The sequence below is a fragment of the Streptomyces sp. NPDC001401 genome, assembly GCF_042895385.1.
Lineage (GTDB): Bacteria > Actinomycetota > Actinomycetes > Streptomycetales > Streptomycetaceae > Streptomyces.
Map to the genome: position 1 here is coordinate 391,279 of NZ_JBIAWI010000008.1, position 20,748 is coordinate 412,026.

Annotated in this window: 20 protein-coding genes; 15 read left to right on the top strand and 5 right to left on the bottom strand. The window is 71.2% G+C overall.

Annotation, left to right across the window (positions count from 1 at the left end):
- Nucleotides 1–98: 98 nt before the first annotated feature.
- The 7 genes from ACFY10_RS27345 (at nt 99) to ACFY10_RS27375 (ending at nt 9,818) form a co-directional block, all read left to right on the top strand.
- Nucleotides 99–2,042: an acyl-CoA dehydrogenase family protein gene (locus tag ACFY10_RS27345; protein ID WP_390667834.1), complete on the top strand. Its 1,944-nt coding sequence runs from the start codon at nt 99–101 to the stop codon at nt 2,040–2,042.
- A 379-nt stretch (nt 2,043–2,421) separates the two neighbouring features.
- Nucleotides 2,422–3,687, top strand: coding sequence for a 1-deoxy-D-xylulose-5-phosphate reductoisomerase (gene dxr / locus ACFY10_RS27350; RefSeq protein ID WP_390667835.1), 1,266 nt, complete (start codon nt 2,422–2,424; stop codon nt 3,685–3,687).
- A gap of 8 nt (nt 3,688–3,695) precedes the next feature.
- Nucleotides 3,696–4,988 (top strand): M50 family metallopeptidase, encoded by a 1,293-nt coding sequence (locus tag ACFY10_RS27355; protein ID WP_390667887.1) that lies wholly within the window; start codon nt 3,696–3,698, stop codon nt 4,986–4,988.
- A 168-nt stretch (nt 4,989–5,156) separates the two neighbouring features.
- On the top strand, nt 5,157–6,314 hold the full coding sequence (gene ispG, locus ACFY10_RS27360) for a flavodoxin-dependent (E)-4-hydroxy-3-methylbut-2-enyl-diphosphate synthase (protein WP_390667836.1): 1,158 nt from the start codon (nt 5,157–5,159) through the stop codon (nt 6,312–6,314).
- A 257-nt stretch (nt 6,315–6,571) separates the two neighbouring features.
- The gene (locus ACFY10_RS27365) at nt 6,572–7,420 is read left to right on the top strand and encodes a GNAT family N-acetyltransferase (protein WP_390667837.1); all 849 of its coding nucleotides are present in this window, start codon (nt 6,572–6,574) and stop codon (nt 7,418–7,420) included.
- A gap of 54 nt (nt 7,421–7,474) precedes the next feature.
- Nucleotides 7,475–8,041 (top strand): GNAT family N-acetyltransferase, encoded by a 567-nt coding sequence (locus ACFY10_RS27370; RefSeq protein WP_390667838.1) that lies wholly within the window; start codon nt 7,475–7,477, stop codon nt 8,039–8,041.
- 73 nt (nt 8,042–8,114) lie between these two features.
- On the top strand, nt 8,115–9,818 hold the full coding sequence (locus ACFY10_RS27375) for a proline--tRNA ligase (protein ID WP_390667839.1): 1,704 nt from the start codon (nt 8,115–8,117) through the stop codon (nt 9,816–9,818).
- Nucleotides 9,819–9,915: 97 nt separating this feature from the next.
- Here the strand turns inward: ACFY10_RS27375 and ACFY10_RS27380 are convergent, their stop codons facing one another.
- Nucleotides 9,916–10,266 (bottom strand): hypothetical protein, encoded by a 351-nt coding sequence (locus ACFY10_RS27380; RefSeq protein ID WP_390667840.1) that lies wholly within the window; start codon nt 10,264–10,266, stop codon nt 9,916–9,918.
- 15 nt (nt 10,267–10,281) lie between these two features.
- On the opposite strand from ACFY10_RS27380, the gene ACFY10_RS27385 reads away from it, so the two are divergent.
- From ACFY10_RS27385 to ACFY10_RS27400, 4 genes are read left to right on the top strand one after another with little or no spacing between them, the layout of a single operon-like run.
- Nucleotides 10,282–11,304, top strand: coding sequence for an FAD:protein FMN transferase (locus ACFY10_RS27385; RefSeq protein WP_390667841.1), 1,023 nt, complete (start codon nt 10,282–10,284; stop codon nt 11,302–11,304).
- Nucleotides 11,301–11,879: a ferric reductase-like transmembrane domain-containing protein gene (locus ACFY10_RS27390; RefSeq protein WP_390667842.1), complete on the top strand. Its 579-nt coding sequence runs from the start codon at nt 11,301–11,303 to the stop codon at nt 11,877–11,879. Before ACFY10_RS27385 ends, ACFY10_RS27390 begins: the two co-directional genes overlap by 4 nt.
- Nucleotides 11,879–13,093: an NADH-ubiquinone oxidoreductase-F iron-sulfur binding region domain-containing protein gene (locus tag ACFY10_RS27395; protein WP_390667843.1), complete on the top strand. Its 1,215-nt coding sequence runs from the start codon at nt 11,879–11,881 to the stop codon at nt 13,091–13,093. Before ACFY10_RS27390 ends, ACFY10_RS27395 begins: the two co-directional genes overlap by 1 nt.
- 2 nt (nt 13,094–13,095) lie before the next feature.
- The gene (locus tag ACFY10_RS27400; protein WP_390667844.1) at nt 13,096–13,296 is read left to right on the top strand and encodes a ferredoxin; all 201 of its coding nucleotides are present in this window, start codon (nt 13,096–13,098) and stop codon (nt 13,294–13,296) included.
- Between the two features lie 88 nt (nt 13,297–13,384).
- Here the strand turns inward: ACFY10_RS27400 and ACFY10_RS27405 are convergent, their stop codons facing one another.
- Nucleotides 13,385–14,389 carry an Lrp/AsnC family transcriptional regulator gene (locus ACFY10_RS27405; protein WP_390667845.1) on the bottom strand — a complete coding sequence of 335 codons (1,005 nt, stop codon included), beginning with the start codon at nt 14,387–14,389 and terminating at the stop codon, nt 13,385–13,387.
- A gap of 134 nt (nt 14,390–14,523) precedes the next feature.
- Between ACFY10_RS27405 and ACFY10_RS27410 the strand changes: the two genes are divergently transcribed.
- From ACFY10_RS27410 to ACFY10_RS27425, 4 genes are read left to right on the top strand one after another with little or no spacing between them, the layout of a single operon-like run.
- On the top strand, nt 14,524–15,732 hold the full coding sequence (locus ACFY10_RS27410) for a M20 family metallopeptidase (RefSeq protein WP_390667846.1): 1,209 nt from the start codon (nt 14,524–14,526) through the stop codon (nt 15,730–15,732).
- Nucleotides 15,732–15,929: a hypothetical protein gene (locus tag ACFY10_RS27415; protein ID WP_388832661.1), complete on the top strand. Its 198-nt coding sequence runs from the start codon at nt 15,732–15,734 to the stop codon at nt 15,927–15,929. The genes ACFY10_RS27410 and ACFY10_RS27415 overlap by 1 nt, the downstream gene beginning before the upstream one ends.
- Entirely contained in the window at nt 15,926–17,377 is a 1,452-nt protein-coding gene (locus ACFY10_RS27420; protein ID WP_390667847.1) for a sodium:solute symporter, read from the top strand. Before ACFY10_RS27415 ends, ACFY10_RS27420 begins: the two co-directional genes overlap by 4 nt.
- Nucleotides 17,374–18,594, top strand: coding sequence for an amidohydrolase family protein (locus tag ACFY10_RS27425; protein ID WP_390667848.1), 1,221 nt, complete (start codon nt 17,374–17,376; stop codon nt 18,592–18,594). Before ACFY10_RS27420 ends, ACFY10_RS27425 begins: the two co-directional genes overlap by 4 nt.
- Before the next feature lie 64 nt (nt 18,595–18,658).
- On the opposite strand, the gene ACFY10_RS27430 is transcribed toward ACFY10_RS27425, so the two are convergent.
- From ACFY10_RS27430 to ACFY10_RS27440, 3 genes are read right to left on the bottom strand one after another with little or no spacing between them, the layout of a single operon-like run.
- Nucleotides 18,659–19,558 carry an aminoglycoside phosphotransferase family protein gene (locus tag ACFY10_RS27430; protein WP_390667849.1) on the bottom strand — a complete coding sequence of 300 codons (900 nt, stop codon included), beginning with the start codon at nt 19,556–19,558 and terminating at the stop codon, nt 18,659–18,661.
- Between the two features lie 27 nt (nt 19,559–19,585).
- A complete protein-coding gene (locus ACFY10_RS27435) occupies nt 19,586–20,044 on the bottom strand; it encodes a ferritin-like domain-containing protein (protein ID WP_390667850.1) in 459 nt (152 codons plus the stop codon).
- The gene (locus ACFY10_RS27440; RefSeq protein ID WP_390667851.1) at nt 20,041–20,583 is read right to left on the bottom strand and encodes a hypothetical protein; all 543 of its coding nucleotides are present in this window, start codon (nt 20,581–20,583) and stop codon (nt 20,041–20,043) included. The genes ACFY10_RS27435 and ACFY10_RS27440 overlap by 4 nt, the downstream gene beginning before the upstream one ends.
- Nucleotides 20,584–20,748: the final 165 nt, after the last annotated feature.

The following is a 20,748-nucleotide window of genomic DNA, read 5'->3' on the forward strand; positions in this document are numbered from 1 at the left end:
GGTGGTGGCCTCGCCCCGAATCGGGTACATACGATCGGGTAGCACCCGTCGGTAACCAAAACTGGACCAAGATCCCGATTCGCGGCGAGGTGGCCCCCATGTCCGCAGCACCCGCACCCTCTTCCCGACGCCCCACCGTCACCGAACGCGAGGCCCGCCAGGTGGCGGAGGCGGCCCGTGAACAGGACTGGCGCAAGCCGAGCTTCGCCAAGGAACTCTTCCTCGGCCGCTTCCGCCTCGACCTCATCCACCCGCACCCCACCCCGGCCACCGAGGACGTCCAGCGCGGCGAGCAGTTCCTCGCCAAGCTCCGCGACTTCTGCGAGACGAAGGTGGACGGCGCGCTGATCGAGCGCGAGGCCCGCATCCCCGACGAGGTCGTCAACGGCCTCAAGGAGATCGGCGCCCTCGGCATGAAGATCGACACCAAGTACGGCGGCCTCGGCCTCACCCAGGTGTACTACAACAAGGCGCTCGCGCTGGCGGGCTCGGCCTGCCCGGCGATCGGCGTACTGCTGTCTGCGCACCAGTCGATCGGCGTACCGCAGCCGCTGAAGCTGTTCGGCACGGCCGAGCAGAAGGAGCAGTTCCTGCCGCGCTGCGCCCGCACCGACATCAGCGCCTTCCTGCTCACCGAGCCGGACGTCGGCTCCGACCCGGCCCGGCTCGCGACCAGCGCAGTGCCCGACGGGGACGACTACGTCCTCGACGGCGTGAAGCTGTGGACCACCAACGGCGTCGTCGCCGACCTGCTGGTCGTGATGGCACGGGTGCCGAAGAGCGAGGGCCACAAGGGCGGCATCACCGCGTTCGTCGTGGAGACCAACTCGCCCGGCATCACGGTCGAGAACCGCAACGCCTTCATGGGCCTGCGCGGCATCGAGAACGGCGTCACCCGCTTCCACCAGGTCCGGGTCCCGGCGGCGAACCGCATCGGCCCGGAGGGCGCGGGCCTCAAGATCGCGCTCACCACGCTCAACACCGGCCGGCTCTCCCTCCCCGCCTCCTGCGTGGCCGCCGGCAAGTGGTGCCTGAAGATCGCCCGCGAGTGGTCCGCGGCCCGCGAGCAGTGGGGCAAGCCCATCGCCCACCACGAGGCCGTCGGCTCGAAGATCTCCTTCATCGCGGCGACGACCTTCGCCCTGGAGGCCGTACTCGACCTGTCCTCGCAGATGGCCGACGAGAACCGCAACGACATCCGCATCGAGGGCGCCCTGGCCAAGCTCTTCTCCTCGGAGATGGCCTGGCTCATCGCCGACGAACTCGTCCAGATCCGCGGCGGCCGCGGCTTCGAGACGGCAGCCTCCCTGGCCGCACGCGGCGAACGGGCCGTCCCAGCCGAACAGGTCCTGCGCGACCTGCGCATCAACCGCATCTTCGAGGGCTCGACCGAGATCATGCACCTGCTGATCGCGCGCGAGGCGGTCGACGCCCACCTGTCGGTGGCCGGCGACCTCATCGACCCCGAGAAGTCCCTGCAGGAGAAGGCGAAGGCGGGCGCGAACGCAGGCGTCTTCTACGCCAAGTGGCTCCCCAAGCTGGTCGCCGGACCGGGGCAACTCCCGGTCTCCTACGGCGAGTTCAAGCACGGCGTCGACCTCTCCCCGCACCTGCGCTACGTCGAACGGCACGCCCGCAAGCTGGCCCGCTCCACCTTCTACGCCATGTCCCGCTGGCAGGGAAAGATGGAGACCAAGCAGGGCTTCCTCGGCCGCATCGTCGACATCGGCGCGGAACTCTTCGCGATGAGCGCGGCCTGCGTACGGGCCGAACTCCTGCGCAGCCAGGGCGAGCACGGCCGCGAGGCCTACCAGCTCGCCGACGTCTTCTGCAGCCAGTCCCGCATCCGCGTCGAGGAACTCTTCGACCGCCTGTGGACCAACACCGACGACCTCGACCGCAAGCTGGTCAAGGGCATCATGTCGGGCACGTACGAGTGGCTGGAGGACGGCATCGTCGACCCCTCGGGCGAGGGGCCGTGGATCGCCGCGGCGGACCCCGGACCCTCGGCGAAGGAAAACCTGCACCGCCCCATCAACTGACCTCCCGGCACCTTCCGAAGGGACCTCCCCCCGGCGCGTGATCTTCACGGCGGTTTCGCCGGGGGCTGTCCGGCGGATCGGGCCGGCTGGAGGGAACGGCTCCTGCCGGCCGACCCGAGCGCGGTCATAGGGGTCCCGCCGCTCGAACGAAGCCGAGAGTGGGGGAGCGTGCAGCTGCAGGCGGCCGACGGTGACGCGGCTGGGGTCCCCCCACGCCTTTCAGGCAGTGGGGGAGCGCGTGCCGGACCCGCGACGCCGAGCCGATCCGCCGGGCAGCCCCCAAGGAGGGATCCCGCTTCAACCCCCGCAGAGCGCGACAAGCCACCCGCCCGAGCGACGCACTGTCCTCCCGGTGCCCCGCCTCGGCAACAATGGAGGAATGAGCGACAGTCCAGCCCCACTCGCCGACCCGCATCTCGTCTACGACCCCGTGGCGGGCAGCGGCCCGAAGGACGTGGTGATCCTCGGCTCCACCGGGTCGATCGGCACCCAGGCCATCGACCTCGTGCTACGCAACCCCGACCGCTTCCGGGTCACCGGACTCTCCGCCAACGGCGGCCGGATCGCCCTCCTCGCCGAGCAGGCGCGCCGGCTGCGGGTACGGACCGTCGCGGTCGCCCGCGAGGACGCCGTAGCGGCGCTGCGCGAGGCGCTCACCGCGCAGTACGGCGCGGGGGAGCCGCTCCCGGAGATCCTCGCCGGGCCCGAGGCGGCCACCCAGCTCGCCGCCTCCGACTGCCACACCGTGCTCAACGGCATCACCGGCTCCATCGGTCTCGCCCCGACCCTCGCCGCCCTGGAGGCGGGCCGCACCCTCGCGCTCGCCAACAAGGAGTCGCTCATCGTCGGCGGCCCACTGGTCAAGGCGCTCGCCAAGCCCGGGCAGATCATTCCGGTCGACTCCGAGCACGCGGCCCTGTTCCAGGCGCTGGCGGCCGGCACGCGTGCGGACGTACGCAAACTCGTCGTCACCGCGTCCGGCGGCCCCTTCCGCGGCCGTACCAAGGCCGAGCTGGCGAACGTCACCGTCCAGGACGCGCTCGCCCACCCCACCTGGGCCATGGGCCCGGTGATCACGATCAACTCCGCGACCCTGGTCAACAAGGGCCTCGAGGTCATCGAGGCACACTTGCTGTACGACATTCCCTTCGACCGCATTGAGGTCGTCGTGCATCCCCAGTCGTATGTCCACTCGATGATTGAGTTCACGGACGGATCGACGATCGCCCAGGCGACGCCCCCCGACATGCGCGGGCCCATCGCCATCGGCCTCGGCTGGCCCGACCGCGTCCCCGACGCGGCACCGGCCTTCGACTGGAGCACGGCGTCGACGTGGGAGTTCTTCCCGCTCGACAACGACGCGTTCCCGTCCGTGAACCTCGCCCGGCACGTGGGTGAGCTCGCGGGCACCGCCCCGGCGGTGTTCAATGCGGCCAACGAGGAGTGCGTGGAGGCGTTCCGCAGTGGCGCGCTGCCGTTCAACGCCATCATGGAGACCGTGACCAGGGTGGTCGAGGAGCACGGCACCCCGCGTACGGGAACTTCACTCACCGTGCCGGACGTCCTCGAAGCGGAGACCTGGGCACGGGCCCGGGCCCGGGAACTGACGGCGCAGACGACTTCTGCCGCGGAGGCGCGTGCATGACATCCCTGATGATGATCCTCGGCATAGTGATCTTCGTGGTCGGCCTGCTGGTCTCGATCGCGTGGCACGAGCTGGGGCATCTGTCCACCGCCAAGCTCTTCGGCATCCGCGTGCCGCAGTACATGGTGGGCTTCGGCCCGACCCTCTGGTCGCGGAAGAAGGGCGAGACGGAGTACGGCTTCAAGGCCGTCCCGTTCGGCGGCTACATCCGCATGATCGGCATGTTCCCGCCGGGCGACGACGGCAGAATCAGCGCGCGCTCCACCTCGCCCTGGCGCGGCATGATCGAGGACGCCCGCTCGGCGGCCTTCGAGGAGCTCCGCCCCGGCGACGAGACCCGTCTCTTCTACACCCGCGCCCCCTGGAAGCGGGTCATCGTGATGTTCGCGGGCCCCTTCATGAACCTGATCCTGGCCGTGGCGCTGTTCCTCACGGTCCTGATGGGCTTCGGCATCACCCAGCAGACCACCACCGTCAGCTCGGTCTCCCAGTGCGTCATCGCCCAGAGCGAGAACCGCGACAAGTGCAAGAAGTCCGACGCCGACTCCCCGGCCGCCGCGGCGGGCCTCAAGGCCGGCGACAAGATCGTGTCCTTCAACGGGGTGCGCACGAACGACTGGAACAAGCTCTCCGACCTCATCCGCGCCACTCCCGGCAAGGACGTGGCGATCGTCGTCGACCGCAAGGGCCAGGAGACGACCCTGCACGCGAAGATCGCCACCAACCAGGTCGCGAAGAAGGACTCCACCGGCCACGTCGTCCCGGGCAAGTACGTCACCGCGGGCTTCCTCGGCTTCAGCGCGGCCAACGGCGTCGTCCGCCAGGACTTCGGCGAGTCCGTGTCCTGGATGGGCGACCGCCTCGACGAGGCCGTCAGCTCCATCGCGGACCTGCCCGGCAAGATCCCGGCCCTGTGGAACGCGGCCTTCGACGGCGCCCCCCGTCAGGCCGACTCCCCGATGGGCGTGGTCGGCGCCGCCCGCGTCGGAGGCGAGATCTTCACCCTCGACATTCCGGCCACCCAGCAGCTGGCCACGGCCCTGATGCTGATCGCCGGCTTCAACCTCTCCCTGTTCCTCTTCAACATGCTCCCGCTGCTCCCGCTGGACGGCGGGCACATCGCGGGCGCCCTGTGGGAGTCCCTGCGCCGCAACCTGGCGCGGGTGCTGCGGCGGCCGGACCCGGGTCCGTTCGACGTGGCGAAGCTGATGCCGGTGGCGTACGTGGTGGCGGGCGTCTTCGTCTGCTTCACCCTCCTCGTGCTGATCGCGGACGTGGTTAACCCAGTCAAAATCACCTAGTCACGCGGAGTTTGTGACGGCCTGGCACGCTATGTGCCAGGCCGTCTTCCATTGAGTGGGTTTACGGGCGGGATGTGCCCGGGCCTGCGCACGTGCCGTAATCTCGAAGCCTGGAGCCCGCTGCTGACGGGACCGGACCTTGATCCACGACTTGGGGTTGCACAGCAGATGACTGCGATTTCTCTCGGCATGCCGTCCGTTCCGACCAGGGTTGCCGAGCGTCGGCACAGCCGGCAGATCCAGGTCGGGACCGTGGCCGTCGGCGGGGACGCGCCCGTGTCGGTGCAGTCCATGACCACGACGCGTACGTCGGACATCGGCGCGACGCTCCAGCAGATCGCCGAGCTGACGGCCTCCGGCTGCCAGATCGTGCGGGTGGCGTGCCCCACACAGGACGACGCGGACGCGCTCGCCACCATCGCCCGCAAGTCGCAGATCCCGGTGATCGCGGACATCCACTTCCAGCCGAAGTACGTGTTCGCGGCGATCGAGGCCGGCTGTGCCGCGGTGCGGGTGAACCCCGGCAACATCAAGCAGTTCGACGACAAGGTCAAGGAGATCGCGCGGGCCGCCAAGGAACACGGCACCCCGATCCGCATCGGCGTCAACGCGGGCTCCCTCGACCGGCGCCTGCTCCAGAAGTACGGCAAGGCGACCCCGGAGGCCCTCGTCGAGAGCGCGCTGTGGGAGGCGTCCCTCTTCGAGGAGCACGACTTCCGGGACATCAAGATCTCCGTCAAGCACAACGACCCGGTCGTGATGATCGAGGCCTACAAGCAGCTCGCCGCCCAGTGCGACTACCCGCTGCACCTCGGCGTGACCGAGGCCGGCCCCGCCTTCCAGGGCACGATCAAGTCGGCCGTCGCCTTCGGGGCGCTGCTCTCCCAGGGCATCGGCGACACGATCCGTGTCTCCCTCTCCGCGCCCCCCGTGGAGGAGGTCAAGGTCGGCAACCAGATCCTGGAGTCCCTGAACCTCAAGCAGCGCGGCCTGGAGATCGTCTCCTGCCCGTCCTGCGGCCGCGCCCAGGTCGACGTCTACAAGCTGGCCGAGGAGGTCACCGCGGGCCTGACCGGCATGGAGGTCCCGCTCCGCGTCGCCGTCATGGGCTGCGTCGTCAACGGCCCCGGTGAGGCCCGCGAGGCCGACCTCGGCGTCGCCTCCGGCAACGGCAAGGGCCAGATCTTCGTCAAGGGCGAGGTCATCAAGACGGTCCCCGAGTCCAAGATCGTGGAGACCCTCATCGAGGAGGCCATGAAGCTGGCCGAACAGATGGAGGCGGACGGCACCCCCTCGGGCGAGCCGTCGGTTTCGGTGGCGGGCTGAGGAAACTTCGAGCTCAGGGAACTTCGGGCTGAGGGAACTTTTCGAGCGCCGGTCGGCAATCTTCAGCCCGTCCGGCGTTTGAGGACGAGGCCGTTCAGGCCGACAGCGGGGGCCTGGGGGCGGCAGCCCCCAGTGACGGCACCGCAGCCACAGGGCACTTGGCAACGGACAGCAGGTCAACCAAGGGGGGGCGGCGCGGCTCAGCTTCCGCAGGTACAGTGCGGAGATCAGCAGAACCTCAGGGTGAGGCCCCGCACGTGTTGACGCAGACCACCTCACGGGTGCTCGAACCGAGCGACCTGGACGCCGCGCTCGCCGTCCTCGACCGCGAGCCGGTCGCGAACGCCTTCGTGACCTCCCGGGTGCAGGTCGCGGGCCTCGACCCGTGGCGGCTCGGCGGCGAGATGTGGGGCTTCTACGAGGAGGGCATGCTGACCTCCCTGTGCTACGCGGGCGCCAACCTGGTCCCGATCTGCGCCGGCCCGCGCGCCGTGCGCGCCTTCGCCGACCGCGCGCGCAGGGCCGGCCGCCGCTGCTCCTCGATAGTCGGCCCCGTCGAGGCCACCACCCTGCTCTGGCGCCTGCTCGAACCCAGCTGGGGCCCCGCCCGCGAGGTCCGCGCCCACCAGCCGCTCATGGTCACCGACCGCATGCCCGACGGCATCGGCCCGGATCCCTACGTCCGCCGCATCCGCAAGGACGAGATGGAGACGATCATGCCGGCGTGCGTGGCGATGTTCACCGAGGAGGTCGGCGTCTCGCCGCTCGCCGGGGACGGCGGCCTGCTCTACCAGGCCCGGGTCGCCGAACTCGTCGGATCCGGCCGCTCGTTCGCCCGCCTCGACGAGCACGGCAAGGTCGTCTTCAAGGCGGAGATCGGCGCGGCCACTGCCCAGGCCTGCCAGATCCAGGGGGTGTGGGTGGCCCCCGAGTACCGGGGGAGGGGGATCGCCGCCCCGGGCATGGCGGCGGTGCTGCGGTACGCGCTGGCGGACGTGGCCCCGATCGTCAGCCTCTACGTCAACGACTTCAACACCCCGGCGCGAAGGGCGTACCAGAAGGTGGGGTTCCAGGAGGTCGGCGCGTTCATGAGCGTTCTCTTCTAGCCGCACTTCACAGTGCTGTTCTGAGCCTCGTACGAGACCTGTAGTCTCCCCGGCATGCTGCGCTTTCCCGGCCACGGACACCGCCGACCCGACGACGTCGTCATCGGTCCCCTCGATCTGTCCGCCCGGGTCGACGAGGCGCTCGCCGTGCAGGCCGTGGCCTTCGGGCTCGGTGCCGACGAGGTCGCCGTACGGCGGCAGATCGTCCTGCGGCACATGACATACCCGGGAGCCCGCGCCCTCGGCGCCACCGTTGAAGGCCGCCTGGTCGGCTTCGTCTACGGCATGCCGAACGACCGCACGCACTGGTGGTCCACGGTCGTCGAGCCCTACCTCCGCGCCCAGGGCCACGACGGCTGGCTCGACAACTCCTTCGTGATCACCGAGCTGCACGTCCACCCCCGCCACCAGAACAGCGGCATCGGCCGCTCCCTCATCACCACCATCACCGACGGCGCCCTCGAGCCCCGCTCGATCCTCTCCGCGATCGATGTCGACAGCCCGGCCCGCGGCCTCTACCACTCCCTCGGCTACCAGGACCTGGCCCGCCAGGTCCTCTTCCCGAGCGCCCCGAAGCCGTACGCCGTGATGGGCGCACCGCTGCCCCTGCGGCGCCGTTAACGGATTTCCACCGGAACCGGCCCCCCGGCTAACCTCCTTGCCATCACCCTTACGCAGCAGGAGTACGAGAACCATGGCGAACGCACCGGTCCAACGCATGTCCCAGTTGATGGCGAAGACGCTGCGTGACGACCCGGCGGACGCCGAGGTCCTCAGCCACAAGCTGCTCGTCCGCGCCGGCTACGTCCGCCGCACGGCGGCCGGCATCTGGTCGTGGCTGCCCCTCGGCAAGAAGGTCCTCGCCAACGTCGAGCGCATCGTCCGTGAGGAGATGGACGCCATCGGCGCCCAGGAGGTGCTGCTCCCCGCCCTGCTGCCGCGGGAGCCGTACGACGCCACGGGCCGCTGGGACGAGTACGGCGCCGAGCTGTTCCGCCTCAAGGACCGCAAGGGCGGCGACTACCTCCTCGGCCCGACCCACGAGGAGATCTTCACCCTGCTGGTGAAGGACCAGGCGTCCTCGTACAAGGACCTGCCGGTCATCCTCTACCAGATCCAGCACAAGTACCGTGACGAGGCCCGTCCGCGGGCCGGCATCCTGCGCGGCCGCGAGTTCCTGATGAAGGACTCGTACTCCTTCGACACCGAGGACGAGGGCCTGGCCCAGTCCTACGCGCTGCACCGCCAGGCCTATCAGCGCGTCTTCGAGCGCCTCGGCCTCGACTACCGCATCTGCGCCGCCACCGCCGGCGCCATGGGCGGCTCCAAGTCGGAGGAGTTCCTCGCCCCGGCCGAGGCCGGCGAGGACACCTTCGCCGACTGCCCGAACTGCGACTTCGCGGCCAACACCGAGGCGATCACGTACGAGCTCAAGGCGGTGGACGCCGAAGGCGTGCCCGCGCTCGACGAGATCCCCACCCCGGACACCCCGACCATCGAGACCCTCGCCGCCTTCCTGGAGGTCCCGGCCTCCGCCACCCTGAAGAACCTCCTCGTGAAGGTCGACGGCGAGATCGTCGCCGTCGGTGTCCCCGGTGACCGCGAGGTCGACATGGGCAAGGTCGAGGCGCACTTCGCGCCGGGCATCGTCGAGATGGTCACCGAGGCGGACTTCGCCGGCCGCCCGGACCTGGTCCGCGGCTACGTCGGCCCGCAGGGCCTGGGCGAGAAGGTCAAGTACATCGCCGACCCGCGGGTGGCCCCCGGCACCGCCTGGATCACCGGCGCCAACAAGGACGGCATCCACGCCAGGAACGTCCTCGCCGGCCGCGACTTCGAGGTCGCGGAGTACGTCGACGTCGTGGTCGTCCAGGAGGGCGACCCCTGCCCGAACTGCGGCACCGGCCTCAAGCTGGACCGCGCCATCGAGATCGGCCACATCTTCCAGCTCGGCCGCAAGTACGCCGACGCCCTCAAGCTCGACGTCCTCGGCCAGAACGGCAAGCCGGTCCGGGTCACCATGGGCTCCTACGGCATCGGTGTCTCCCGCGCGGTCGCGGCGCTCGCCGAGCAGACCGCCGACGAGCAGGGCCTGTGCTGGCCCGCCGAGGTCGCCCCGGCCGACGTGCACGTCGTCGCCGCGGGCAAGGCCCTGCAGATCGAGCTGGCACTCGAGGTCTCCGAGAAGCTGCGGGCGGCCGGCCTGCGCGTCCTGGTCGACGACCGCGCCGGCGTCTCCCCGGGCGTCAAGTTCACGGACGCCGAACTCATCGGCGTACCGAAGATCCTGGTCGCGGGCCGCCGCTCCGCCGAGGGCGTCCTGGAGCTCAAGGACCGCAGGACCGGCGAGCGCGAGGAGCTGACGGTGGACGAGGCGATCGCCCGCCTCACCGCCTGATCGTCTGAAGAAACTCCTCAGGAACGTCTCTGGGTGCCTAAAGGCGCCTCACAGACTTCTCTCAGGCCGTTCCCCGACCGTAGGACGTGACAGAACGTCACTGCGGGAGGGGAACGGTCATGACGACCAGGGAAGAGGAACGCGGGGCCGCGGCAGCGGTCCGCAGAGGTGCACGACGTACGGCGGCCTTCGCCGCGGCCGTGACGCTGGCCGGGGTGGCGGGAGTGTTCGCCCTGATCGGCACGATGCAGGCGGATGCGAGCTCGGCGGCGAGCAGCAGCACGGGCACGAGCAGCAGCTCCAGCTCAAGCGCCGGCACGGATACGTCGTCGAGCAGCTCGGCGAGTTCATCCGGCTCGGACAGCTCGTCGAGCAGCTCGGACAACTCCTCGAGTTCGTCCGGCTCCAGCGGCCTCACCTCCTCCTCCGGCGGCTCCGCCGACTCCACCTCGGGGGCGTCGTGATGAGCACGCCCGTGCAGACCCGCACCACGGCCGCCACCGACTGGCGTGCCCTCGGTACCAGCGTCCGCCTGGTCGTCACCGACCCGGCACTGCTCGACTCCTGCAATCTGCTCCTGGCCCGGCACCTCGCCGAGGTCGACGCGGCCTGCAGCCGGTTCCGCGCCGACTCGGAGCTGGCCGCCCTCGACGGGACGGCGGGCCGCCCGGTCCGGGTCAGCCCCGTGCTCGCGGAGGCCCTCGCGGTCGCCCTGCACGCGGCCGAGACGACCGACGGCACCGTCGACCCCACGGTCGGCTCCGCGATGGACGCGATCGGCTACGACCGCGACTTCACCCTGGTCCAGGAGGACGACCGCCCCGTACGGCTCACCGTGCGGCGGGCCCCGGGCTGGCGCACCGTGCAGCTCGACCGCGCGACCGGCACGGTCGTCGTCCCGGCCGGCGTCCGCCTGGACCTGGGCGCCACGGCCAAGGCCTGGGCCGCAGACAAGGCCGCCGCGCTGCTCGCGGCGACGGCCGGCTGCGGAGTCCTGGTGAGCCTCGGCGGCGACACCGCCGTCGCGGGCGAGCCCCCGGCGGGCGGCTGGCAGATCCGCGTCCAGGACGTCACCGGCCCGGCCGACGAGACGCCCACGCAGGGCCCGTGCGCCACCGTCGGCCTGCACAGCGGCGGCCTCGCCACCTCCGGTACGGCCGCCCGCAACTGGCACCGCAACGGCCACGACCTCCACCACATCGTCGACCCGCACACGGGCCTGCCCGTCCGCTCCCCGTGGCGCACGGTCTCGGTAGCCGCCTCCACCTGCGCCGAAGCCAACGCGGCGACCACGGCGGCCTTGGTGAAGGGCGCGGGCGCGGAACGCTGGCTGACGCGGCGAGGCCTGCCGGCACGGCTGGTGAGCCAGGAGGGCCTGGTCATCACAACGCCGGGCTGGCCAACCACCCCCAGGGGCGCGGGGCTGTGTCAATCAGCGGCTCCGCCGCGGGGCGCGACCAGCCCGCACCGGGAGTCAACCGCATGACCTCCGAAACCCTCTGGTACGCCAACCGCGCCACCGGCGCCGTCTGCCTGGTCCTCTTCACGGTCGTGGTCCTGCTCGGCATAGCCGTAAAGCTCCGCGGCAGGCTCCCCGGCCTGCCCCGCTTCGGCACCGTCTCCCTCCACCGCACCCTCTCCCTCACCGCAACGGCCTTCCTGGCCCTGCACATCGCACTCGCGGTGACCGACAGCTACGTCAACATCGGCATCCTCGACGCCGTGGTCCCGTTCGTCTCCGACTACCAGCCGCTCTGGCTAGGCCTGGGCACGGTCGCCGTCGACCTCATGCTCGCGGTACTGATCACCAGCCTGCTCCGCGCCCGCATGGGCCACCGCACGTGGCGCGCAGTCCACTGGCTGGCGTACGCCTCCTGGCCGGTCGCCCTGATCCACGGCATCGGCATCGGCACGGACACCGGCACCGACTGGATGACCTGGCTGACCATCGCCTGCGTGGCCACCGTCCTCACCGCCGGAGGCATCCGCGTGGCGCACTCCGCCCGCACCGCCCGCCGCACCCCCGCCGCCCTTCTCCGCACGGCCGAAGGAGCCCGCTGATGACCGCCACCCTCCCCGACCTCTACATGCCCCCGCGCCTGCTCGCCCCCGGCGGCGCCCCGGCCGACCTCACCACGCACCAGCAGCGCTACGGCCCACTGTCGTACGGCGATCCGGCCGCCCTCCTGAGAACCGTCGCCGCATCCGGGCTCACCGGTCGCGGGGGAGCGGCGTTCCCCGTGCACCGCAAGCTCGCCGCGGTCGCCGAGGCCGGCCGCCGCACCGGCCGCGCTCCGGTCGTCGTCGCCAACGGCGCCGAGGGCGAGCCCGCGAGCCGCAAGGACAAGACGTTGCTGGCCCTGTCGCCGCACCTCGTCCTGGACGGAATCCAGGTGGCCGCACAGGCGGTCGGCGCGGGGGAGGCGTACCTCGCCGTCGAGGAGGGCGCGTCCTACGTGGAGTCGGCCCTCGCCCACCGCAAGGACCCCGTCGCCGTCCAGGTCGTACGACTCCCCAAACGGTTCCTGTCCGGGCAGGCCTCCGCGCTCGCCCGGTTCGTCGGCGGCGGCGCCGCGCTGCCCGCCCACCAGAACCCGCCGGTCCGCGAACGCGGGGTGGGCCGGGCCCCCACCCTCGTCCAGAACGTGGAGACCCTCGCCCACCTGGCACTTGTCGCCCGCTACGGCGCGGACTGGTTCCGCACCGCCGGGACCCCGGCCCAGCCGGGCAGCGCCCTGTGCACGGTGCACGTGCCCGGCTGCGAACCCCGCGTCGTCGAAGCCCCGTTCGGCATGCCCCTGCACCGCATCGTCCCCCTCGACGGCATGTCCGCCGTCCTCCTCGGCGGCTACCACGGCACCTGGCACCCGGCGGCCGAAGCGTCCCAACTCCCCCTGGACGCAAGCACGATGGGCGCCGGTGTCCTCGCGGCCCTTCCCGCCACGCACTGCGGTCCGGCCGAAACCGCCCGAGTCCTGCGCTACTTGGCTCTCCAGTCGGCGGGCCAGTGCGGCCCCTGCCTCAACGGCCTTCCGCGCATCGCCACGGCCTTCCGGACCCTGGCCACCCCCGGCCCCCAGGGCACCACCCGCACCGACGCCGCCCGCTGGTCCGGCCTCGTCGAGGGCCGCGGCGCCTGCCACCACCCCGACGGCACGGCCCGCCTGGTACGCAGTGCCCTCACCACCTTCGCGGCCGAACTGGACGCCCACGCAAGGGGGTTGTGCACGGCGACCGACCAGATGCCTCTGCTTCCCGTCCCTCAGGAGGTCTGAAAATGGATCAGCGAATCGACATCGACTGGACAGCCTGTGAGGGCCACGGCCTGTGCGCGGAAATCCTTCCGGACCACATCACGCTGGACGAGTGGGGCTACCCGCTCGTGGACAGAAGCCCCGTACCCACGAGAACAGTGAAACGAGCCCGCAGAGCAGCCTCAGACTGCCCCGTCCTGGCCTTGAAGCTGACGGTCGGCTGAACGCCCTCAAGGGGCGCGGGGAACTGCGCGATCAGCCCCAACGCACCCGCACTCCGAAAAGCAACCCGCACCCCCGAGCTGAACCGCTCTAAACATCCGCCCAGAAATCCATCGGCACCCGCCCACTGATCCGCCCCCGCTCATCCAGCAGACACCCACCAAGCTTCACCGCCCGCAAAGTAACCGCCCGATCCACGATCTCCAGCCGCGACACCTTGCCCACCATCTCGCTCTCCACCCCCACCGCATCGCCGGGCGACCGCAACCACACGCCAACCAGAAGATTGGCAGTGCCGCTCACAGCGGCGCACATCCGCACCTCAGGAAACCGCCCCAACATCCCCGCCGACCGCTCCAGTTGATCCGGCGGCACCCGCACCCACAACAGCATGGTCACCGGAGCCGTCGACAGCGACCGCGCAACCTCGCAGCGCAGCCGGATCACCCCGCCCGCCAGGGCCCCGTTCAGATGACGGCGAACCGTGCTGGCGCCGACGCCGAGCCGCTCGGCCAGTTCGGCGTGCGCGGCCCGCGGGTTCTCCCCGAGGGCCAGCAGCAGGGCCCGGTCCAGCTCGCCGAAGCGCGGCGGCCCGGCCGGGGACGGGGGCGCGGCAGCGGTGAGTGTGTCGCGCTGGCTGCTCGAGATCGCCCGCACCTGCCAGCGACTGCCCTCGGTGTACATGTGGGGCGCCACCAGGGTCCGCGTCGCCACCACACCCGGCAGTCCCGCCAGCCGGTCCACGACGTACCGCGACACCGCCTCCAGGTCGGCCGCCACCAGGTGCACCATCAGGTCGCAGGGGCCCGCGACGTGGTCGACGGCCACCACATGCGGGTCGGCAGCCGCCCTCCGCGCCACCCGCACGGCCTCGCCGGGCGCGCAGTCGACCTGGACGAAGGCGAAGACCAGCTGCCCCGCGACGGTGTGGCCCGGATAGGCGGTCAGCCAGGCCTCGCGCCGCTCGACCAGCTGCTCCCAGTGCCGGGCCACCGTCACCGGGCCGACGCCCAGCGCCCGCCCGATCAGCGACCAGGGGGCGCGTGGGCTGACCTGGAGGGCGTTGACCAGAGCGAGGTCGGTTTCGGACAGCATGGCGGATCCTTCGGATTCGGGGCCCCTGAGCGGCGTATTCCGCCAATTCCCGCGCGACGCTGCGCTGCCCTCTCATCATTTCCGACCACGTGGGCAATACACGCGACAGATGGTGCACGAGTGAGGGGAGAGGGATGAGTCTGCGAGACGATGCGCGTGCCCTTCAGGGTGAACTGGCAGTCCTGCGACGGGCGTTGCACCAAGAACCGGAGATAGGACTGCATCTGCCGCGCACGCAGGAGAAGGTGCTGGCCGCGCTGGACGGACTGCCGCTGGAGATCAGCACCGGCAGCTCGCTGTCCTCCGTCACGGCCGTTCTGCGCGGCGGCGGTGCGCCCGACGGCCCCGTCGTACTGCTGCGCGGAGACATGGACGCCCTGCCCGTCACCGAGCGCACCGGAGCGGAGTTCGCCTCCCGGATCGCGGGCGCCATGCACGCGTGCGGTCACGACCTGCACACCGCCGGTCTGGTCGGCGCCGCCCGGCTGCTCGCCGACCGGCGCGAAAGCCTCGCGGGGGACGTGGTGTTCATGTTCCAGCCGGGGGAGGAGGGCTGGGACGGCGCCGGTCACATGGTCGAGGAGGGGGTGCTGGAGGCGGCGGGCCGCCCGGTCGGCGCCGCGTACGGGCTGCATGTGAGCTCGTCGTCGTACCCCACCGGCGTCTTCGCCTCCCGCCCCGGCCCGCTGATGGCGGCCTCGGCGGGCCTGCATGTGCGGGTCATCGGCGCCGGCGGCCACGGCTCCCGGCCGCACGCCGCCCTCGACCCCGTGCCGGCGGCCTGCGAGATGGTCACCGCGCTGCAGACCATGGTGACCCGGCGCTTCGACGTCTTCGACCCGGTCGTGGTCACCGTCGGCGTCTTCCATGCCGGCACCCGGCGCAACGTCATCCCGGACGACGCGGTCTTCGAGGCGACCGTACGGACCTTCAGCGCCGCCGCCGCGGAGCGCGCCGCCGAGGTCGCCGTACGCCTCTGCCAGGACATCGCCACCGCCCACGGCCTCACCGCCGAGGTCGACTTCGTCCCCGAATACCCGGTCACCGTCAACCACACCGCCGAGCACGACTTCCTCGCCGACACCGTCCGCGAGGCCTTCGGGGAGGAGCGCTTCGAGCAGCTCGCCGACCCGATCACCGGCTCGGAGGACTTCTCGCGGGTCCTGGACCGGGTTCCCGGTGCCTTCGTCTTCCTCGGCGCCGACGCCACCGGCGACCCGGAGACCGCCCCCAGCAACCACTCCCCGCTCGCCGCCTTCGACGACAGCGTGCTCGCCGACGGCGCCGCGCTGCTCGCCGAACTCGCGGTCCGCCGCCTCGACCGTCCTTCCAAGGAGGCGTAGTGCGCCCCTACCACCTGATTCCCGCCATACCCGCGCTGGGACTGGTCCTCATGCCCTTCCTGCCGTTCGTCAACACCGACGGACTGTGGTTCGGCCTCCCCCGGATGCTCGTGTGGGGCGCGGTCTGGTGCGTGATGTGCACACCCGCCCTCCTTCTGACGGAGCGTCTGATGACCCGTGAGGAGGCGGAGAAGTGACCACGATCCTGGTCATGACCTTCACCGGCATCGCGCTGATCGGCGTCCTCGGCTTCGTCGGCCGTCGCAAGCCCGCCGCCGACCTGTCCGAATGGGCCGTGGGAGGAAGGAACTTCGGCGCGATCAGCATGTGGTTCCTGCAGGCCGGTGAGGTGTTCACCACCTTCACCTTCCTCGGCATGGCAGGCCTCGCCTTCAGCGGCGGAGTCGCCGCCCTCTACGCCCTCCCGTACGTCCCCATCGGCTACATGGTGCTGTTCTTCCTCGCCAAGCGCCTGTGGTCGCTCGGCAAGGAACGCGGCTACCTCACCCAGGGCGACTACCTGGAGGACCGCTACGACAGCAAGCTGCTCGGCACGGTCGCGGCCGTCCTCGGCGTCGTCTTCGTGCTGCCGTACCTCCAACTCCAGATCACCGGCCTGGGGTTGATCGTGCAGCTGGTCACCGGCGACTCGGCCTCCGGCACCCTCAGCATGATCATCGGCTGTGCGCTGGTCGTGGCCTTCGTGCTGTGGGCGGGCCTGCACGGCGTCGCGATGACGTCGTACTTCAAGGACGTCGTGATGCTGGTCGTCCTCGCTGTGCTCCTCATCGCGGTCCCCGCCCACTTCACCGGCGGAGTGACGGCGATGTTCCACCGCATCGACAAGCTGCACCCGGAGATGCTGACGATCCACGCCGGGCCGTCCGACCAGGTCTGGTTCACCACGAGCATGCTGGTCAGCATGATCGGCGTCGGCCTGATGTGCCTGCCGCACGCCTGGCCCGCCGTGATGTCCGCCCGCGACCCCAAGGTGCTGCGCCGCAACTACACCTGGATGCCGCTGTACGAACTCTGTCTCCTGATGCCCATCATCGTGGGCTTCGCCGCCGTCCTCGTGCTCAAGCCGGGCACCCCGGCCAACGGCATCCTGCTGACGCTGAGCAAGCAGGTGCTGCCGACGTGGGCCACGGGCCTGGTCGTGGTCGCGGCCATCGCGACGGCGATGGTGCCGGCGGCAGGCATCCTGATCGGCATCTCGTCCCTGGTGGCCCGCAACATCGCACGGGTGCAGGACGAGCGCAGGCAGTTCTGGATCAACCACGGCACGGTGGTGGCCGCCTGCGGCCTCTCCCTCCTCCTCGCCATCTACCGCCCCGACCTGCTGGCCAACCTCCTCCTGCTCACCTACAGCGGCACGGTCCAGCTCGCCCCCGCCATCGCCCTGGGCTTCCTGGCCCGCCGCCCGGTGGGCAAGGTCTCCGTCCTGGCCGGACTCTTCGTGGGCGAACTGGTCGTCATCTGGCTGACGTTCTGGCAGAAGGGCCTGACCGGGAACGTCAACGTCGGCCTGGTGGGCCTGGGCGCGAACCTCGTCGTGCTCGCCCTCGCGGCAGCCGCGGAGCGCATGACCCGCAGGACCTCCCCCGAATCGGAGACCGACGAGTCCGTGGCAGTGACCGCATGAGCGAACAAGGACTCCGTACGGTCTTCACGGGCGGCCTCGTCTTCGACGGCACCGGCGCTGCCCCGGCCCCCGCCGACGTGGTCGTCTCCGACGGCCGCATCGTCGACGTGGGCACGGGCCTGGACGGCGACACCCACGTCGACTGCACCGGCCGCACCCTCCTGCCCGGCCTGTTCGACTGCCACGTCCACCTCACCCTGAACGGCATCGGACTCCTGGGAGCCCTCCAGAAGCCGTTCTCGTACCAGTTCTTCGAGGCGGCCGTGAACCTGCGGCGCACCCTGGAGGCAGGAATCACGACGGTCCGCGACGCCGCGGGCGCAGACCTGGGAGTCAAGCAAGCGGTCGAGGACGGCCTGGTCCCTGGCCCCCGCGTCCAGATCTCGGTCGGTCTGATCAGCCAGACCGGCGGTCACGGCGACAACTGGATGCCCTCGGGCCACTGCGCCGGCCTCGCGATCCCGCACCCGGGCCGCCCACCGGCGATCGCCGATGGTCCGGACGAGATGCGCCGTACGGCGCGCACACTGCTGCGGGCCGGGGCGGAGGTGCTGAAGGTCTGCACGACGGGCGGCGTCCTCTCCCCGCGCGACGACCCAAGGCACAGCCAGTTCACGCCCGCCGAACTCGACATCCTGGTCGCCGAGGCCACCGCCCAGGGCCGCTACGTCATGGCCCACGCCCAGGGCGCCGAAGGCATCAAGAACGCCGTCCGCGCCGGAATTCGCTCCATCGAGCACGGCATCCACCTCGACGACGAGGCGATCGACCTGATGCTGCAGCGCGGCACCTGGCTCGTCCCCACCCTCATCGCCCCGGTCGCGGTGATCCGCGCGGCGGAGTCCGGCGTCCAGATCCCCGACACCATGGTCCGCAAGGCGCAGGAGGTGGCCGAGGCCCACTCCGACTCGGTCCGCCGGGCAGCCGAGGCGGGCGTCCGCATAGCCATGGGCACGGACAGCGGCATCGGTCCCCACGGCACCAATCTGGAGGAGCTTGCGCTGATGGAACGGTGCGGCATGACTCCGGGCCAGGTGCTGTCAGCGGCCACGTCGTCCTCCGCCCGTCTTCTCGGGTACGACGACCTGGGCGTCCTGGAACCAGGCCGCCGAGCCGACCTGGTCCTCGTCGAGGGCGACGCATACGACCTCACGACGCTGCCTTCGAACGTGATGGAGGTATGGAAGGACGGGGTGCAAGTAGCCATGGGGAAGTGAGACGCCCTTAAGGGGCGCGGGGAACTGCGCGACAAGCCCCCACTGACCCGCAGAGACTCACGACCTAAAGCCACCCGGCAAATTCGAGCAACAGCTCCGCATCTCGGGACCGCCCCACCCGCAGCGCCCGGACCCCGGACTCCACAGCCCGGAACAACGTCCACCCCCGCAACCGCTCCTGATCCACATCCAACGACTCGGCAAGCCGTTTGACCCGCCGCCGAGTAGTGGCCGCCCCGGCCGGCGAGGCAATCAAGTCCTCCACCCGATCCCGCACCAACCGAGCCAGATCAAACGCACACTCACCCACCACCGGATCCGGCCCGACCGCCAGCCACGGCATCCGCTCACCGGCCAGCACCTTGCTCTGCCGAAACGTCCCATGCAGCAACCGCTGCTCGGGCGGATCCGCCAGCAGTTCCTCGCGAGCGGCCAACGCAGCGTCGACCAACGGCGCCACCTCGGTTTCCGCCAACGCAGTGCCCCTCATCGCTCCGGCCTGCCGCCCCGTCCGCTCGGCGACGGTCTCGAAGGAGTACTCACGCGGTGGCTCCACCCACAGTCGCCGCAGTGTGCCCGCGGCCTCCAGCAACGCCTTCGCCTCCGGCAACGACCGCACGGAAACATCCGGATGCAGCCGCTCCAGCACCAACTCACCCGCGACAACGGGCCCGCCGAGCAACTGCACCGCACCGACCCCACCCCAGTGCGCCAGCGCGGCCCGCTCGGCCTCCGGCCGGCACCTCGGCGGGGCCAGCTTCAGCACGGCGGGGGTCCCGTCGGGCCGCCGCACCAGCACGACCAGGCTGCTGCGCCCGCCGGGCACCTGTACCCGCTCCACCGTCAACTCGCGTAGCGCGACGGCCTGCTGGGCCGCCTCGGGCAGCTTCTCCAGCCACTCGTCGCCGTCCGGTGCCGTCTCACCGAGCGCCCTGACCAGACGCTGCGGCGGTGCGAAAGCCATACGCGAGTCGTTCCCTTCCCGTGCCGATCAAGCCGAGGGTGTCGGCGTGGCAGACGTCGTGGCCGCCCGCTCGGCGAGCCCAGGGAAGGCTACGCTCTCGCCGCTCCAGCGCACCGCCCGCACCGCTGCCTCCCGCAGCGCCACGGCGGCCGCGCGCCGCCGCTCGCCCCCGGTCGCCCGCACCAGGTCGGAGTAGACCCCGGCCACCCGGTCCTCCAGCTCGGTGGCGAGCCGCACGGCCGCGGCCGAGTCCGGCACCGGGAACGGCAGCGCGTACGCCGCCGCCGCGGCCACCGGAGTGCCGCCCAGGTCCCGTACCTCGCGGGTGAGCGCGTCACGCCGGGCCCGGTGCGCGTCGTACGCCGACCGGGCCTCCGTACGCCGTCCCGCGCGGATCCGACCGCCGACGACCCCGTAGCCGTACACCGCCGCATGCTCGGCGGCCAGCGCCGCCTGCAGGGCCTTCAGCTCCTTCTCCCTGCTCACTGGGCACCCTCCGTCAGCAGATACGCGTGCGCCGCCCCGGCCGCCGCCACCGAGGCCAGCAGCCGCGCAAGCTCTCCCGGCACGTCGAGGAGCGCCGCGATACGCCGGTCGGCCAGAGCCCGCTCGGCCGCGGCCAGTTCGGCGAGGGCGTCCTTCTCGTTCGCCGGTACGGCGGCGTAGGGCGACGACTCGGACGCCGAAGCGGACGGGGACGCCGACCCGATGCTCCCGCCACCCTTCGCGACCGTCCCCCCGAACGCCTCCGCATGCCGCACGACCTCCGCCCGCAGCGGCCGCAGCTGCTCCGCCACGGCCGGATGCGCGGCGAGCACGGCGTCGTACCGCCCGAGCAGCCCCACACTGTCCCGGGCCGCAAGCGCGCGTGCCTTCTGCGTGACGGACAGGCTGCCGCCCGCGCTCTCCTCGGACCCTCCGGACCCGGTGGAGCAGCCCACCAGCAGGGCGGCCCCGGCGGCCGAGGCGAGCAGGGATCTTCTACGCGGCCCCGAGGGGGTGCGCGAGGGTGGGGGGTACGGCACGGCTTACGTCCTCGGGGGGCTCGTACGAACACACGGGCGGGAAGGGCGGCCCGCCGTGATCACGGTACCCGCGCCCCCGCCCGCCGGTCCTCATCGGCACCGCACGTCCGTACGTGTACGGCAACACACCCTGCGACCGGATACCCTTTGACCAGACACGCGACC